Origin of the sequence: Streptococcus sp. HMSC066F01 (genome assembly GCF_001837335.1) — a bacterium.
In the GTDB taxonomy this organism is placed as follows: Bacteria; Bacillota; Bacilli; order Lactobacillales; family Streptococcaceae; genus Streptococcus; species Streptococcus oralis_S.
This window is the reverse complement of sequence record NZ_KV832118.1, coordinates 1-17,182: the sequence shown is the minus strand read 5'-3', so window position 1 is coordinate 17,182 and position 17,182 is coordinate 1. Positions and strand designations below refer to the sequence as shown.

Genomic DNA, 17,182 nt, shown 5'->3' with positions numbered 1-17,182 from the left:
TTTTTAGACTAGAAATAGGAGAAAACATGAAAAAATTATGCTTATCTATCCTTGCTAGCCTAGCCCTTACCTTAGGACTAGTTAGCCAAGTCCAAGCCGACGAATATTTACGCATCGGGATGGAGGCAGCTTACGCTCCCTTCAACTGGACTCAAGACGACGATAGTAACGGCGCCGTCAAAATCGACGGTACCAACCAATATGCCAACGGCTACGATGTTCAAATTGCTAAAAAGATTGCCAAAGACCTTGGCAAGGAACCCTTGGTTGTGAAAACCAAATGGGAAGGACTTGTTCCAGCCCTTACTTCTGGCAAAATTGATATGATCATTGCCGGTATGAGCCCAACCGCTGAACGCAAACAAGAAATTGCTTTTTCAAGCAGTTACTATACTAGCGAACCGGTTCTATTGGTAAAAAAGGACTCTGCCTATGCGAATGCCAAATCTTTGGAAGACTTTAGTGGAGCAAAAATCACGTCTCAACAAGGTGTTTATCTTTATGACCTGATTTCCCAAATTCCAGGTGCCAAAAAAGAAACAGCTATGGGTGACTTCGCCCAAATGCGTCAAGCTCTGGAGGCTGGTGTTATTGATGCCTATGTTTCTGAACGACCTGAAGCAATGACCGCTGAGTCTGCTAACGCTAAGTTCAAAATGATCCAACCCCAACCAGGTTTCAAAACTGGCGAAGAAGATACAGCTATTGCCATTGGACTTCGTAAAGATGACAGCCGTATCAGCCAAATCAATGCGAGCATCGAAACCATCTCTAAGGATGAACAAGTAACTCTCATGGATCGTATGATCAAAGAGCAACCTGTGGAGTCTACAACAACGGAGGAAGAAAGTAGTTTCTTTAGCCAAGTCACTAAGATTCTTTCTGAGAACTGGCAACAACTCTTGCGTGGTGCTGGTATCACACTCTTAATCTCCATGATCGGAACCATCACAGGTCTCCTTATCGGACTTGCGATTGGGGTCTTCCGTACCGCTCCACTATCTGAGAACAAGGCAATGTACGCCCTACAGAAACTAGTCGGTTGGATTCTCAATGTCTATATCGAGATCTTCCGTGGTACACCAATGATTGTTCAATCTATGGTTATCTACTATGGAACTGCTCAAGCTTTCGGTATCAATCTTGACCGCACACTAGCCGCTATCTTCATCGTCTCAATCAACACGGGTGCCTACATGACAGAGATCGTTCGTGGTGGTATTCTAGCAGTTGACAAAGGTCAGTTTGAAGCCGCAACTGCTCTTGGTATGACCCACAATCAAACCATGCGTAAGATTGTCCTACCTCAGGTTGTCCGTAATATTCTACCTGCTACTGGTAATGAGTTTGTCATCAACATCAAAGATACCTCTGTATTGAACGTTATTTCAGTTGTTGAGCTTTATTTCTCAGGAAATACTGTAGCAACACAAACCTATCAATACTTCCAGACCTTTACCATCATCGCCGTGATTTACTTTGTCCTCACCTTTACCGTGACCCGTATCCTACGCTTGATCGAACGTCGTATGGACATGGATACTTACACTACAGGTGCTAACCAAATGCAAACGGAGGATTTGAAAAAATGACACAACCAATCCTTGAAATCAAACACCTCAAAAAATCCTATGGGCAAAACGAAGTGCTAAAAGACATTTCTCTCACCGTCCATAAAGGAGAGGTTATTTCCATCATCGGGAGCTCAGGAAGTGGAAAATCAACCTTCCTTCGTTCGATTAATTTACTCGAAACACCTACAGAGGGAGAGATTCTCTATCGAGGAGAAAATGTCTTAGAAAAAGGCTATAACCTCACCCATTATCGTGAAAAACTCGGTATGGTTTTCCAATCTTTCAATCTCTTTGAAAATCTGAATGTCCTTGAAAATACTATCGTTGCCCAAACGACTGTACTCAAACGCGACCACTCTGAAGCTGAAAAAATTGCCAAAGAGAATCTCGAAAAAGTCGGCATGGGAGAACGTTACTGGCAAGCCAAGCCGAAGCAACTCTCCGGGGGCCAAAAACAACGCGTAGCTATCGCCCGCGCACTCTCCATGAATCCTGACGCTATTCTCTTTGATGAGCCAACATCTGCTCTGGATCCAGAAATGGTCGGTGAAGTCCTTAAAATCATGCAAGACCTGGCTCAGGAAGGCTTGACCATGATCGTCGTAACCCACGAAATGGAGTTTGCCCGCGATGTCTCTCACCGTGTCATCTTTATGGATAAGGGCGTCATTGCTGAAGAAGGCAAACCAGAAGACCTCTTCACGAACCCTAAAGAAGAACGGACAAAAGAATTTCTTCAACGTTATCTCAGCTAATAAACAAAGACTGCATTCTTTATGCAGTCTTTTTAGTTTGTAATTGTAAAGAAAAGGCAGACTCGACTCAGGAATCTGCCTGTGACCACAGTTTAATCTTCAAATTTTTCATGATTTTTTTCATAGAAATCGATTAAACCAAGAGCTGTTTCAAATGAAATATTTTTAACTTTTGCGCGTCCTTGTGCTAGAGCAATGATAGACATTTCACGCGCATTCGTTTCTTTAGAGATACGGTAGCCTGTGATTTTCTTATCACGAACCCAGCCAACAACTGCTTCTACTTTTTCAAAGTTCGACTTAGCCATGTTCTTCTCCTAAATTATTCTTTACAATAATTAATTGTATACGTTTTTATTTCGTTTGTCAATAAAAAAACATATATTCGTCGTAACTATATTATTCTGCATATTTTTATTTGGCTTTTAAAGCCGATAATATATGAGTTCTTATGTCCTCGACTCCATTAGGATTTGCTGGTAGGAAGATTGTATTATTACCCTCTTTATCTGCAAAATTATTCAACGTATCTAAATACTGGTTCGTTAATAGGATAGACATGATTTGTTCTTCAGTTAGCTCAACATTGGCTCCCTTTAACTCTTGGATAGAATCAGCTAGTCCGTCAACAATTGCTTTACGCTGCTCTGCAATCCCTACACCATGTAGGCGATCTTTTTCTGCTTCTGCTTCTGCTGCGGTCACGATTTTAATCTTATCTGCTTCAGCAAGCTCTTGTGCCGCAACTCTCTTACGTTGAGCCGCGTTAATTTCATTCATTGATTGTTTTACTTCAGCATCAGGTTCAACCTTAGTAATCAGCGTTTTGACAATGATATACCCATACGTAGACATTTCTTCCGCCACTTGTTTTTGAACTTCTAAGGCGATTTCATCCTTCTTCTCAAACAACTCATCTAGGGTTAGCTTTGGTACAGATGAACGCAAAGCATCTTCAATATAGGATTTAATTTGGGCTTCTGGACGCATCAATTTATAATAGGCATCTGTGACATTGTTTTCATTTACTCGATACTGAGTTGCCACATTCATCGTTACAAATACATTATCTTGCGTCTTTGTCTCTACAACAATCTCACTTTGCAACAAGCGTAGTTGAACTCTTGCCGCAATCCTATCAATTCCAAAAGGAGCTCGTAAATGAATACCACTATTGCTCAACTTTTGGTATTTACCAAAGCGTTCTATGATAGCGACAGATTGTTGTCGAACCACATACACAGAACTAACCATAATCACTGATGCAATCACCACTAAAAACAATAAAACAAGTAAAATTTGTAAAAACATGGGAATCTCCCCCTTTCGTCACCCTCATTATAGCACCATCATCATTATTACGCAAATAATATGATAAGAATTTTATTTTAGCTTAAACTAACATATTATACAACGTTTCGTTCCCATTCAAATTAATATAAGATGGGTCAAACTTTTCCATTCGATGAATCAATCCAGCATAGTCATGCTTATTGGCAAGAGCTACCCCAATCAAGACAGGGCCTGTCCCCTTGCTTGCTCGTTTGATATATTCAAAACGAGTGATATCATCATTTGGCCCCAAAATGTCATTTACAAACTCTCGTAGAGCTCCTGGACGTTGTGGGAAATTCACTACAAAGTAATGCTTGATTCCATCGTAAATCAAGGCACGTTCTTCCATCTCTGGCATGCGGTTGATATCGTTATTCCCCCCAGAAATGATACAACAAATCGTCTTGCCTTTGATATAGTCTGATAAAACTTCCAAGGCTGCAACACTAGCAGCCCCTGCTGGTTCCGCTACAATTCCTTGCTTGGAATAAAGATCAATCAAGGTTTCAGAAATCAATCCCTCGTCCACCCCAATCAGCGTTTCAACATTTTTTCGGGTCGCTTCATAGGTTAATTGTCCAACCTTCTGCACAGCTATCCCATCAGCAAACTTATCAATTTCTTTGAGTTTAACTGGTCCCCCAGCTTCAAAGGCAGCCTTCATAGAGCGAGCTCCATTGGCTTCTACCCCAATCACTTCGATAGTCGGGTTGGTTTCCTTAATATAAGTAGAAACACCGGCAATCAATCCGCCACCACCTACTGGTACAAGTACTGTATCAAAATCAATAGACTCTTTACGGGCTTCTTCAAGAATTTCATAGGCTACCGTCCCTTGACCAGCCTGAACATGCGCATCATCAAAAGGATCGATAAAGGTGCGGTTTTCTGTCAATGTAAATTCTTGTGCTGCCTTAGCAGAAGCATCAAAGGTATCCCCAACCAACTTGATCGTCACAAACTCTCCACCGAAAAAGCGAACCTGCCCAATCTTTTGTTGCGGTGTTGTGATGGGCATAAAGATCGTTGCAGGAATCTTCATCTCATTACAAGTATAGGCGACACCTTGGGCATGATTTCCCGCAGAGGCACAGACTACACCACGCTCGCGTTCTTCTTTTGACAGTTGAGAAATGGCATAATAGGCTCCACGAATTTTAAAAGAGCGAACTCGTTGCGCATTCTCCTTTTTGAGATAAATCTTTGCTTGGTATTTTTCTGATAAATAATGATCATATTCTAGTGGTGTATCAACTACTACACCACTCAAAACTTTGTGGGCTTTCACCACATCTTTTGCACTTAGCATTGTCTCCTCCTCAAATACTGTTCAAGATAAAAAACGAGTTAGGTACCCCCAACTCGCCTTCTGTCTCTCTTTACAAGAATTAATTGTAGATTTTGAATGCGTCGTCGTCGTTTTTACCAACGAAAGGCATTGCTTTACGCAATTCTGCACCAACTTTTTCAATTTCAAGGTTAGCTGCTTGTTCACGGTAAGCAGTTAATTTTGGACGACCAGCCTTGTAGTCATTCACAAAGTCATTTGCAAATTTTCCATTTTGGATATCTGCCAAAACAGCTTTCATATTTTCTTTCACTTGCTCAGTAATCACACGTGGACCTGATACATAGTCACCGTATTCAGCAGTGTTTGAAATAGATTGACGCATTTTCTTGAATCCACCTTCATAGATCAAGTCAACGATCAATTTCATTTCATGAAGAACTTCAAAGTAAGCCAATTCTGGGGCATAGCCTGCTTCTGTCAAGACTTCAAAACCTGCTTCGATAAGGGCAGTCAAACCACCACAAAGTACGGCTTGTTCACCAAACAAATCTTCTTCAGTTTCTTCTTTGTAAGTTGTTTCAAGCAAACCAACACGAGCAGCCCCAACACCTTTACACCAGTCCATAGCAATGTTTTTCGCATTTCCAGTTGCATCTTGGTAAACTGCGTAAAGAGCTGGCACACCAAATCCTTCTTCGTAAGTGCGACGTACCAAGTGTCCTGGTCCTTTAGGAGCACACATGAAGACATCTACATCTGCAGGAACTTTGATAAATTCAAAGTGGATATTGAAACCATGAGCAAATCCAACTGCATTTCCAGCTTCCAAGTTTGGAGCGATTTCTGCTTCGTACAATTCTTGTTGGATTTCGTCTGGTGCCAAGATCATGATAACGTCAGCCAATTTAGTTGCTTCTGCTACTGTGTAAGTGTCAAAACCATCTTCTTTTGCTTTGTCAAAAGATTTACCTGGACGCACACCGATGATGACATCACGACCTGAGTCACGCAAGTTTTGCGCATGCGCATGTCCTTGTGAACCATAACCGATTACGGCGATTTTTTTACCGTCAAGCGCTGCTACTTTAACATCTTTTTCGTATTCCATTTGAACTGCCATAGTTTTTCTCTCTTTTCTATTTTTATTGCCTTATAGGCTGGTTAAACAAATTTATGCTGGATTTTATACTCATTGAAAATCAAAGAGTATTAGTCGCGGGTAAATCCAGTTGCACCCGTACGAGCGATATTTTTAATACCATATGGTCGAATCACTCGTAATAAAGCTTCACTCTTCTCAGCATTTCCCGTCATCTGGATGGTAATTGAGCTTGGAGCCACATCTACTACCGTTGCACGGAAAGGTTGGATAATAGCCAAGATTTCTGCACGCTTCTCAGCAGGAGCAGATACTTTTACCAAGATAACTTCTCTTTCCAAGTGTGGTTTATCTGTGATATCTCGAATGCGAATCACATCAATTTGACGATTGAGCTGTTTAATGATTTGCTCTACTTCATCATGAGATGCTACATCAATAATGATGGTGATGCGAGATACATTGGGGTTCTCTGTCGCACCAACTGAGATACTCTCAATATTGACTTGACGACGAGAAAGGACACCTGTAAAACGATTCAAAACTCCTGAACGGTTTTGCAATCTAGCTGTTAACATTCTACGCATGGAACTTCACCCCCAACATCTCATGATTGCTCTTACCAGCTGGTACCATCGGTAAGACCTGTTCCTTACGAGAAATATCCACCTCGATAAACATGGGCACATCCTCCAGAATGACTTCTAGATCCTTCTCTATCGTCTCTGGATTATCAAATTTATAGTTTTTGATGCCATAAGCCTGTGCCATCAACTGGAAGTCAGGAAGGGTATCAAAGACTGACTCGGAAGTTCTACCCTCATAGAAGGATTCCTGCCACTGACGAACCATTCCTAGTGAGTGGTTATTCAACATGACAACCTTAATCGGCACCTTGTAGATGTTTAGGATTGCTAGCTCTTGGTTGGTCATTTGGAAACCACCATCACCGACAAAAAGGATGACCTCTTTTTCTGGATTGGCAATCTTGGCTCCAATAGCTGCAGGAACTCCGAAGCCCATGGTACCCAAACCACCTGAAGTGACTAACTGACGCTCATTTTGGTAAGGATAATACTGAGCTGTCCACATTTGGTGTTGCCCTACGTCTGTGACAACAATGGCATCTCCATTCGTCAACTCACCGATGCGTTCAATAACGGCCTGAGGTTGAACCACACGTTCTTTCTTATCATAAGAACGAACTCGATTCTTGTCCTTGGTGACTTTTTCAATCCACTTTTCAGTATTGTTATGAACAGTTGGTTCTGCCAGTAGCATCTGCAAGGCTTTCTTAGCATCCCCCACTACAGGAATATCTGCACTGATAATCTTACCAATCTCAGCTGGGTCAATGTCGATATGGGCAACCTTAGCATTCTTCGCGAAGGTCTTAGGGTTCCCAGTCAAGCGGTCATCGAAACGGCAACCAATACTAATCATAAAGTCCGCTTCCGTCATTGCAATGTTGGCTGCGAAAGAACCGTGCATGCCTCCCATCCCTAGGAAGAGCGGATGACTCGTTGCAATGGTTCCTTGCCCCAAAAGACTAGTGACTACTGGAATTTGGTAACGTTCAGCAAATTCATTGAGCTCCTTAGAAGCTTCTGCATAGCTGATACCGCCCCCTGCTAACAAAACAGGTTTCTTGGCTTTTGACAATTGCTTCAAGATTTTCTTGATTTGCATGTCATTTGGATCAAGTGTCGGTTGGTAACTTGGTAAATTCACCTCCGGCGAATAGATGAAATCTGTCTCTAGGGCTGATACATCCTTGGGCAAGTCAATCACAACTGGACCTGGACGACCTGTCGTTGCGATATGGACAGCTTCCGTAATGATACGAGGAATATCTGCTGTCTCACGAACTTGGTAATTGTATTTGGTAATGGGCATGGTAATCCCCACGATGTCTGCTTCCTGAAAGGCATCTTTCCCAATCCCAGCTCGCGCAACCTGACCTGTAAAGACCAAAAGGGGAACGCTATCGCTCATGGCATCTGCAATCCCTGTAATGGCATTTGTTGCTCCCGGCCCACTCGTGACGACGGCAACGCCCAACTTTCCAGTTGATTTGGCATATCCTTCAGCTTCGTGCAAACAACCTTGCTCATGGCGTCCCAAGATGTGGCGAATACCTTTAAAATTGTATATCGCATCATACAAAGGTAAGACCGCACCACCAGGATAACCAAAAATGGTATCAATCCCTAAGTCCCGAAGTGTTTCCAAAACTAGGTCCGACCCCGTCTTAGGAGATTCTAAACTGATTTTCTCCATTGTTCCCCTTTCTCTTCTCTTAAAAAAATAGCTTGTTACTATCATACCATTTTTTCAAAAATTTTCAAGGCAAAAGAGTCAATTTTCTGAATTTTCTATCTAAAAGTGTATTTATGAATCTTTTCTTCATTTTTATTAACTTTCCTGCGGAATTAGGAACCTTTATTTACTTTAATTTATCAAATTAGAATGTTTTCTTTCTGGATAGAATTAGTATTTTCTCACTTAGCGATTAAATTCGTATACTATATTCAGCAAAAATGAATAGTTAAAGACAAAAAAAGGAAGCCACTAAGTGACTTCCTTCTAGAGTGAGGACTGATTAGTCTTCACCTTTATTTTTCTTAATGATTTCTTCTTGTACTGACTTAGGTACATCTTCGTAGTGGTCAAATACCATCATGAATGTACCACGTCCTTGAGATGCAGAACGAAGAACTGTTGCGTAACCGAACATTTCAGCAAGCGGAACGTAAGCACGAACGATTTGGCTGTTACCGTGTGCTTCCATACCATCTACACGTCCACGACGAGCAGTTACGTGACCCATAACATCACCAAGGTTTTCTTCTGGAACAGTGATGGTTACAAGCATCATTGGCTCAAGGATAGCTGGTTGTGCTGATTTAGCAGCTTCTTTAAGGGCAAGTGAAGCCGCGATCTTGAAGGCAGTTTCAGATGAGTCGACATCGTGGTATGAACCATCGTAAAGCTTAGCTTTAACGTCAACCATTGGGTAACCTGCAAGAACACCGTTAGCCATAGATTCTACCAAACCTTTTTCAACCGCTGGGATAAATTCACGAGGAACCACACCACCGACGATTGCGTTTTCGAATTCGAATCCTTTACCTTCTTCGTTTGGAGTAAATTCAATCCATACATCACCGAATTGACCTTTACCACCAGACTGACGTTTGAAGAATCCACGTGCTTGAGTAGAAGCGCGGAATGTTTCACGGTAAGATACTTGAGGAGCACCTACGTTCGCTTCCACTTTGAACTCACGACGCATACGGTCAACAAGGACGTCAAGGTGAAGTTCACCCATACCAGAGATAACTGTTTCACCAGTTTCAACGTTTGTTTCAACGCGGAATGTTGGATCTTCTTCAGCCAATTTTTGAAGGGCGATACCCATCTTATCTTGGTCAGCTTTAGATTTAGGCTCAACCATCAATTGGATAACTGGTTCTGGAACGTTGATTGACTCAAGGATGATTTTAGCTTTTTCATCTGTCAATGAGTCACCAGTTGTTGTATCTTTCAAACCAACGGCAGCAGCGATATCACCTGAGTAAACAGTGTCAATTTCTTGACGGCTGTTAGCGTGCATTTGAAGGATACGTCCGATACGTTCACGTTTACCTTTAGAAGTGTTCAATACGTAAGAACCTGATTGGAGAACACCTGAGTATACACGGAAGAATGTCAAACGACCTACGAATGGGTCAGTCATGATCTTGAAGGCAAGAGCTGCGAATGGCTCATCATCAGATGCTGGACGAGTTTCTTCTTCATCTGTATCTGGGTTAATACCTTTGATCGCTGGAATGTCAAGTGGGCTTGGAAGGTAGTCGATAACCGCATCAAGCATCAATTGAACACCCTTGTTCTTGAAGGCAGAACCACACAATACTGGGAAGAATTCAACGTTGATAGTTGCTTTACGGATAGCAGCTTTCAATTCTTCGTTAGTGATTTCTTCACCTTCAAGGTATTTCATCATCAAGTCTTCATCAGTTTCAGCGACTGCTTCAACCAATTTTTCACGGTATTCTTGAGCTTGGTCAAGGTATTCAGCTGGAATATCTTCTTCAAGGATATCTGTACCAAGGTCATTAGTATAGATTTCAGCTTTCATCTTGATCAAGTCGATAATACCGCGGAAATCATCTTCAGCACCGATTGGCAATTGGATTGGGTGTGCGTTTGCTTGAAGACGGTCGTGAAGTGTGCTTACTGAGTAAAGGAAGTCAGCACCGATTTTGTCCATTTTGTTAGCAAATACGATACGTGGAACTCCGTACTCAGTTGCTTGACGCCAAACTGTTTCAGTTTGAGGCTCAACACCTGATTGTGAGTCAAGAACAGTAACCGCACCGTCCAATACACGAAGAGAACGTTGTACTTCGATTGTGAAGTCCACGTGTCCTGGTGTGTCGATGATGTTTACGCGGTGGTTGTTCCATTGAGCTGTTGTCGCAGCAGATGTGATAGTGATACCACGTTCTTGCTCTTGCTCCATCCAGTCCATTTGTGACGCACCTTCGTGAGTTTCACCGATTTTGTGGATTTTACCAGTGTAGTAAAGAATACGCTCAGTAGTTGTTGTTTTACCGGCATCGACGTGAGCCATGATACCGATATTACGAGTTTTTTCAAGTGAAAATTCGCGTGCCATGAGGTTTATTTCTCCTATTTATTTTAATTTCTATTCTATTATAACACGATTTTAATAAAAACGGATAGGCAGGACCTACCCGTTCTCAATGTTTATCTTGTTTTTGTTGGTTTCAACTTGTATACAAATTGAATTGAACTCGGGCTAAAAGCTTAAGTTAGCTGAGTTGAACCCAATTGAACTCGGGCTAAAAGCTCGGAAAATAGATAAGCTTTCCTAGAAGCTTTGATTCTGCGTCAAGCTTCCTAATTTTCAGTCGCTTTTTTAACGCCCTTAGTATCTTATTCTTACCAACGGAAGTGTGCGAAGGCACGGTTAGCTTCAGCCATACGGTGAGTGTCTTCACGTTTCTTAACTGCTGCACCAGTGTTGTTCGCAGCATCCAAGATTTCTTTTGCAAGACGGTCTTGCATTGTGTGTTCACCACGAAGGCGAGCGATGGTTACCAACCAACGAAGTCCAAGTGTTGTACGACGTTCTGGACGAACTTCAACTGGGACTTGGTAGTTAGATCCACCAACACGACGTGCACGTACTTCAAGTACAGGCATGATGTTTTCCATAGCTGTTTCAAATACTTCAAGTGCATCGTTACCAGTAGCTTCTTTGATTTGCTCAAAAGCACCGTAAACGATTGAAGCAGCTGTACCACGTTTACCATCAAGCATAACGCGGTTGATAAGACGAGTAACTAGTTGTGAATTGTAAAGCGGATCTGGCAATACGTCACGTTTTGGAGCTCTATTTTTACGACTCATTTCTCTTTATCCCCTTTCCTTATGCTTTTGGACGTTTAGTACCGTATTTAGAACGGCCTTGTTTACGATCGTTAACACCTGCAGTATCAAGTGCACCACGGACGATATGGTAACGTACCCCTGGAAGGTCTTTTACACGTCCACCACGAAGAAGCACCACGCTGTGCTCTTGCAAGTTGTGTCCGATACCTGGGATGTAGGCAGTAACTTCGATAAGGTTGCTCAAACGTACACGAGCGAATTTACGAAGGGCAGAGTTAGGTTTTTTAGGTGTCATTGTTCCCACACGAGTTGCAACACCACGTTTTTGTGGTGAAGAAACGTTTGTTTGAACTTTTTTATGACTGTTGTAACCAACGTTCAAAGCTGGTGATTTAGATTTTTCTACTTTTGATTTACGCGGTTTGCGAACCAATTGGTTAATTGTAGGCATCTACATTCTCCTGTGTTTTTTTTATTTTTGGTGATGATACACTTGGTGACAGCTACCATCTGTGTGTACTTTTGCAACATTTGTCAGCACGTCCCTGTACACTTTTGAGAGACCAAAAGTAAAAAGTACCGTCTATTATTGTAACACAATTTTTCCTTCGTTGTCAAGATATTTTTCATTTTTATTCTGATCTTTTAACTCTTTGACACTAGTTCTAACCGCTTTTCTAAACCTAAAAAGGAGGCAATTTCCCTCCTCCTTTCTAGTATGGATTTCCTTCGATTCAAGTTATCGTTTCGGAATTTTTTAACCCTTCTTATCAAAGCCAACCAGATTCTTTTGCAATGTTGGCTGCCTCTGTTCGATTACCAGCATCTAGTTTCGAAAGAATATTGGTGACATAGTTTCGGACGGTTCCATTTGATAGATAAAGCTGATCTGCGATTTCTTGATTAGACAAGCCCTGAGCGATTCCCTTTAAAACAGCGATTTCTTGCTCTGTTAACGGATTGGGGTGCGTCATCACCACTTCCATCAATTCAGGCGAATATTCCTTGCGTCCTTCGAGAACAGTGTGCAAGGTTTGCATGAGGTCCGCAATGCTTCTTTCTTTTAAGACATAAGCATCCACTCCAGCCTTAACCGCACGTTCAAAATAGCCGGGGCGCTTGAAGGTCGTCACCACAACCACCTTTGTTTCTGGCTTTTCTGCTCGTATCCACTCCAAGACTTCGAGGCCTGTCTTAACAGGCATTTCTACGTCAAGAATGGCGATATCTACGGGCTCCTTTTCTAAGAGTTGAATTGCTTCTTGGCCATCCTTGGCTTGTAGGACAGAATCTACATCTGGTTGAAAGGTAAGCAACTGGCACATGGCATCTCGCAACATACTTTGATCTTCTGCAACAAGTAGTTTCATCTTAGTTTCTCTCCTTATAAGGTAACCGAACCTGCACTTCAGTCGGATGTTTCTGACTGATCACCTTTACTTCTCCTGAAAAAGGAAGGACACGGTCTCGAACGGTATGGAGCTCATCTCCTTTTAAAGAAGCAAAGCCACATCCATCATCTCTCACTGTTAGAATGAGTTCTTTCTCAGTTCGTTCTAATTTCAAGTAAGCTTTCGATGCTTTGGCATGTTTGATGATATTGGTCACTAGCTCAAGCAAAATCATGGAGGCCGTTGACTCTAATTCCTGAGTTAGGCTAGCTGTATCTAGTTGGTGATTGATTTCCGTTTCAATTCCTGCAATTTCCAGCATTTTTTTAACAGTCGCAAATTCGGAAGCTAGGGTTCTGTTTTTAAGATTTTCGATAATTGTACGAACTTCATTCATGGATTCTTTACTAATCTGATGAATTTCTTTTAACTCTTTTTCCACTTGAGGATAGGCCTGCATTTGAAGAAGCTGGAGGGCAAGGTCCGTCTTCACACTCAACATGGCAAAGGTATGACCTAGGCTGTCATGAAGATCCTGACCGATACGACTGCGTTCGTTTTCAGCCAAGAAAAGATTGAGCTTGGCATTTTGTTTCATCTTTTCTTCTTTTAGCTCTTCTGTTATCCGAATTCGATAGAGACCAAAGGTCATTACATCGGAAAAGATAAAGGTCACCAAGAAAAAGAGTAGCTGCCAGGGACTAACATGATTGACCATATAGATTCCGGTCAGAATAAATGGTTGCAGGACAATAAAACTGTCAAAACGCCAAGAGTGAAAAGAAATCTCATCCAGCTCATAAATAAGGAGATTGGATAAATAAAAGATAAACCATGTGAAACCTGAACTTAGCCAAACAGATGTATAAAAAATGTAGACAAGCATGGACCACCATGCTAGCCACTGCACGGTGCGATTCTGACTGATTAAAACCGAATAGAAGGCAAGTACAAATAGTAGGGTCCATAGCAAGGTTAAAAGCGGGTAATCTCCAACGATGACACCCGCTATAGGAAAGATGATAAACACAATTGAAATATGAAACATATAATGAATGTTTTTAAATTTTTCCAACATAGATTTATTTTACCTCAATCCGTTTTTTCAGTTGGATTACCAAGACACCAAAGAAAACTGTATAACCTAGTACAACCAAGGCAGCAAGAATGTTAAACTCGTGGTGCTCCAAATAAGTAGAGACGACCTGCATCAGTTGATAGGTTGGAGTCAGCTTTCCAATAGATTGGAGCCATTCTGGGAAGGAATCCAAGGGGAACCACAGTCCACCTAGAACAGCCAAAGCAATATAGGCAATATTTCCAACAACCGTCATCAGTTGAGCACTGGGTAGCAAGCTCACCAAGACCCCCATGCTGATAAAGACCACGCTTCCGATCAGCAAAATAGCACCAATTACCATCCAGTCAAGCCAAGGCAGAGTCACTCCACGGACAAAATGACCAACTGAAAAGACAACTGTAATTGATAACAAGAAAGTCAGTAGGGTACTGAACAGTTTTGATACATAATATTCTACCATAGATACGGGAGAATGTTGAATCAATTTTTGCCAGTTGTTTGTCTTATCAGACTCGAGTGTGCTTGGGATACTGAAAAAAGCACTTGACATGATACTAAAGAGCGTCATGGCAAAAAGATAGGCTTGAAGAGCAATTTCTGGAATATCTGACCCTGACATCATACCAGAAAAGATAAGGTAAAACACACTTGGAAGTCCGATGGATAGCAAGTAGTAGACTGCTTGCCGTTTCATCAGAATGATTTCCACTTTCATGAGACTTGTCATATTTTTCATCGTCAATCTCCTTTAGTCTTGAGTCGTTTCGAAGATACTGTCTAAGAGAGTTCGATTGCGAACTTCAATTTCTTCGATCATGCAGCCCTGTTCTTGCAAGGTTTCCCATACCTGGCTGGCTTCTTTGGTTGTGAAGGAAAGAGCATTTTGCTTGATTTCAAGCTCTTGAATCTGGTCCAAAGTGCTGATAACTTCCTGATAAGTTAGAGGAACGGTAAAGTGTTTTTCTTGTTCTTCACCACGCATGGCATAAGGCGTCGTATCGCGAATCAATTCTCCCTTATGGAGCACCAAAATGCGGTCAGCCGTATGTTCTACCTCTTCGATATAGTGAGAAGAGTAGACAATGGTGACACCATTTTTCTTTAACTGATTGACAATTTCCCAAAAATGCTGACGTGTCGAGGTATCCATAGCAGCAGTTGGTTCGTCCAAAAATAGAATTTTCGGACGACCTATTAGTGCCAACACGAAAGAGAACAAACGTTTTTGCCCACCAGATAGCTTGCCCGCTAGCTGATTTTTCTGTTTGTCCGAAAACCTCAGCAACTCATCAATTTCTTGATTGGAGAGACTGTTTGGATAGATTGATTGAAAGAAGGATAAGAGTTCTTTCACTTTCAAGTCTTGAACCACCGTATTTTCTTGAGGCAAGATAGAAATAAGCTGCTTTAATCGAGGATCTGTTGGTGCAAAGCCTTGAATAGCTATCTGACCTGAGCTCATGAACTTGTCGCCCAAGAGGCAATCAATCAAGGTTGTCTTCCCTGCTCCGTTAGGCCCGATCAAGGCGACACATTCACCATCGTTGATTTCAAAAGAGATGTTCCGCAAGATCTCCTTGTCTTTTATTTTCTTACTCAATTTCTCAACTTTAATCACAGTCATGAGATTCTCCTTTCAACCACTTCATTCCCATAGGGAAAACAACGAAAATCATAAACCCAAAACCCCAAGCACCACGAATAAATTGGCGAAGCAAGGTTTGGTCAAACCAACCAGTAAACATTTCCACTAACCATACCAAGAGTGATAGGCTGATAAAGAAATAGATGATTGCTTTTTTCATTCCTCAAACTCCTTTTTCACATCTCTGACCAATTTCAAACCTTCTCTGACAAACCAAGACATCATTCCAAAGCCAGCAAAGAGCTCCCAAGGAAAATGGTAGAAACCCTCGTCCAATCCTGAAAACATGAGATAGGTCATAACTCCTGCTGCTACTAAACTCACTGCGACAATCATTTTATTTTTCATTTCTTCTTCCTCCATTTCATACTTCAATTATAGACTTTTGAAGTTGGCGGAGCTAGATGCTTCTGTCACTAGGAAATATGACAAATGTCATAAAAAAGAACCGATTTCTCGGTTCTTAAAAATGATTAGTCTGATTCATCGTTTCGTTTCTTTTTACCTAGTAATCCAAATGTCATGGCACCTGCTAGGGCTGTCAGAATTCCTAGATTTTTCAAACCATCTTCTTGAGTTCCAGTATTTGGAAGTTGATGTTTTTCTACAGAGATGTTTTGCGTCAATTGATCTGGTTTCGAATCAGGTACTGAAAGTTCTTTTTTATCAGACGGCTTCACTTGCTCTGGAAGTTCTACTACTGTTGGAGTATAGAATCCTGAAATGATATTTCCATTGCGATCTTTACGGATCACTTTCACACCTTTGGCTTGTCCTACAAAGTCTGCCTCAGGGGTAAAGGTGACGGTGCCATCTGGTGAGATTACATAAGTTCCTTCACCTGGAACGACTTTTTCAGTTGTTCCATCTTCAAAGGTTGGTGGAACTGTCAGCTCGACATCACCTGTAAAGTTTGGTTTACCAGTCTGAGTTTGACCTTTAAGACCTTCGGATGTCGCATCACTCACTTGTGTTTGGCCATGGACAGTTGGTGTGTAATGAGCAATAACTACATTTCCATACATATCCAGACGTTTCACAACCAATCCTTTAGCTGTACCAACAAAGTCTGGTTCTGGAGTAAAGGTAATCTTACCATCTTTATCAATTGTATAACTTCCTTCACCCGGAACAACCATAGTCGTGCTACCATCCTCAAATGTTGGTGGTACAGTCGGATCGATATGCCCTTCAAACACTGATGTTGCCACTTGTGGTTGGCCTTTTGCTCCTGTAGAAGCCGTATCATGACCAGTAGATGGATCTACAACTGTCGGGCGATAGCTTGCAGTAACTGGAGTACCATTCTTATCCTTGCGGACAATCGTTACGCCTGTTCCCTTTCCTACAAAATTAGCTTCTGGAGTGAAGGTGACGATGCCATCTGGTGAGATTGCATAAGTCCCTTCACCTGGAATCACTTTTTCAGTTGATCCATCTTCAAATGTCGCCGCCACAGTTTCATCGATTGGAACAAGCGGATTACCACCTTCAAATGTTGGCGTACCTGTTTGAACAAGACCCTTAATATTAACTGAAGAAGTATCTTTACCAGTTGGAGTCACCTTAGTAAACTCTGGACTGTAG

The 17,182-nt window shown here is 41.7% G+C and carries 17 protein-coding genes and 1 pseudogene; 2 read left to right on the top strand and 16 right to left on the bottom strand.

The window, feature by feature from the left end; genetic code table 11:
- Positions 1–26 precede the first annotated feature (26 nt).
- Together HMPREF2655_RS04445 and HMPREF2655_RS04440 are read left to right on the top strand one after the other, a co-directional pair.
- On the top strand, positions 27–1,592 hold the full coding sequence (locus tag HMPREF2655_RS04445) for an ABC transporter substrate-binding protein/permease (RefSeq protein ID WP_000732048.1): 1,566 nt from the start codon (positions 27–29) through the stop codon (positions 1,590–1,592).
- Positions 1,589–2,329 (top strand): amino acid ABC transporter ATP-binding protein, encoded by a 741-nt coding sequence (locus tag HMPREF2655_RS04440; RefSeq protein ID WP_000193351.1) that lies wholly within the window; start codon positions 1,589–1,591, stop codon positions 2,327–2,329. The genes HMPREF2655_RS04445 and HMPREF2655_RS04440 overlap by 4 nt, the downstream gene beginning before the upstream one ends.
- Before the next feature lie 92 nt (positions 2,330–2,421).
- Here HMPREF2655_RS04440 and HMPREF2655_RS04435 read toward each other — a convergent pair whose 3' ends face one another.
- From HMPREF2655_RS04435 to HMPREF2655_RS04360, 16 genes and pseudogenes are all read right to left on the bottom strand, one after another.
- Positions 2,422–2,637 (bottom strand): capsule biosynthesis transcriptional regulator, encoded by a 216-nt coding sequence (locus tag HMPREF2655_RS04435; RefSeq protein WP_001130031.1) that lies wholly within the window; start codon positions 2,635–2,637, stop codon positions 2,422–2,424.
- A 106-nt stretch (positions 2,638–2,743) separates the two neighbouring features.
- A complete protein-coding gene (locus HMPREF2655_RS04430; protein ID WP_000479681.1) occupies positions 2,744–3,640 on the bottom strand; it encodes an SPFH domain-containing protein in 897 nt (298 codons plus the stop codon).
- Positions 3,641–3,722: 82 nt separating this feature from the next.
- The gene (gene ilvA / locus HMPREF2655_RS04425; RefSeq protein WP_000947300.1) at positions 3,723–4,973 is read right to left on the bottom strand and encodes a threonine ammonia-lyase IlvA; all 1,251 of its coding nucleotides are present in this window, start codon (positions 4,971–4,973) and stop codon (positions 3,723–3,725) included.
- Positions 4,974–5,052: 79 nt separating this feature from the next.
- The gene (ilvC, locus tag HMPREF2655_RS04420) at positions 5,053–6,075 is read right to left on the bottom strand and encodes a ketol-acid reductoisomerase (RefSeq protein ID WP_000290683.1); all 1,023 of its coding nucleotides are present in this window, start codon (positions 6,073–6,075) and stop codon (positions 5,053–5,055) included.
- 89 nt (positions 6,076–6,164) lie between these two features.
- Positions 6,165–6,641 carry an acetolactate synthase small subunit gene (gene ilvN / locus HMPREF2655_RS04415; protein WP_001253813.1) on the bottom strand — a complete coding sequence of 159 codons (477 nt, stop codon included), beginning with the start codon at positions 6,639–6,641 and terminating at the stop codon, positions 6,165–6,167.
- Positions 6,634–8,334 (bottom strand): acetolactate synthase large subunit, encoded by a 1,701-nt coding sequence (locus HMPREF2655_RS04410; RefSeq protein WP_000411743.1) that lies wholly within the window; start codon positions 8,332–8,334, stop codon positions 6,634–6,636. The genes ilvN and HMPREF2655_RS04410 overlap by 8 nt, the downstream gene beginning before the upstream one ends.
- Positions 8,335–8,656: 322 nt before the next feature.
- Positions 8,657–10,738 (bottom strand): elongation factor G, encoded by a 2,082-nt coding sequence (fusA, locus tag HMPREF2655_RS04405; RefSeq protein WP_000090335.1) that lies wholly within the window; start codon positions 10,736–10,738, stop codon positions 8,657–8,659.
- Between the two features lie 287 nt (positions 10,739–11,025).
- Positions 11,026–11,496, bottom strand: coding sequence for a 30S ribosomal protein S7 (gene rpsG / locus HMPREF2655_RS04400; protein WP_000087873.1), 471 nt, complete (start codon positions 11,494–11,496; stop codon positions 11,026–11,028).
- A gap of 19 nt (positions 11,497–11,515) precedes the next feature.
- A complete protein-coding gene (gene rpsL, locus HMPREF2655_RS04395; RefSeq protein WP_001142332.1) occupies positions 11,516–11,929 on the bottom strand; it encodes a 30S ribosomal protein S12 in 414 nt (137 codons plus the stop codon).
- Positions 11,930–12,248: 319 nt separating this feature from the next.
- Complete coding sequence (locus HMPREF2655_RS04390; protein WP_049501537.1) at positions 12,249–12,848, bottom strand: response regulator transcription factor; 600 nt, start codon at positions 12,846–12,848, stop codon at positions 12,249–12,251.
- A gap of 1 nt (position 12,849) precedes the next feature.
- Positions 12,850–13,947, bottom strand: coding sequence for a sensor histidine kinase (locus HMPREF2655_RS04385; RefSeq protein WP_070837812.1), 1,098 nt, complete (start codon positions 13,945–13,947; stop codon positions 12,850–12,852).
- 4 nt (positions 13,948–13,951) lie between these two features.
- Positions 13,952–14,686, bottom strand: a complete 735-nt coding sequence (locus tag HMPREF2655_RS04380; protein WP_000794226.1) for an ABC transporter permease — start codon at positions 14,684–14,686, stop codon at positions 13,952–13,954.
- Positions 14,687–14,698: 12 nt separating this feature from the next.
- Positions 14,699–15,574, bottom strand: a complete 876-nt coding sequence (locus HMPREF2655_RS04375) for an ABC transporter ATP-binding protein (protein WP_070837809.1) — start codon at positions 15,572–15,574, stop codon at positions 14,699–14,701.
- Complete coding sequence (locus HMPREF2655_RS04370) at positions 15,561–15,755, bottom strand: hypothetical protein (protein WP_070837807.1); 195 nt, start codon at positions 15,753–15,755, stop codon at positions 15,561–15,563. Before HMPREF2655_RS04370 ends, HMPREF2655_RS04375 begins: the two co-directional genes overlap by 14 nt.
- Positions 15,752–15,958, bottom strand: coding sequence for a hypothetical protein (locus tag HMPREF2655_RS04365; protein WP_070837804.1), 207 nt, complete (start codon positions 15,956–15,958; stop codon positions 15,752–15,754). Before HMPREF2655_RS04365 ends, HMPREF2655_RS04370 begins: the two co-directional genes overlap by 4 nt.
- A gap of 110 nt (positions 15,959–16,068) precedes the next feature.
- Positions 16,069–17,182: pseudogene (locus HMPREF2655_RS04360) on the bottom strand (hypothetical protein); the annotation flags it as partial.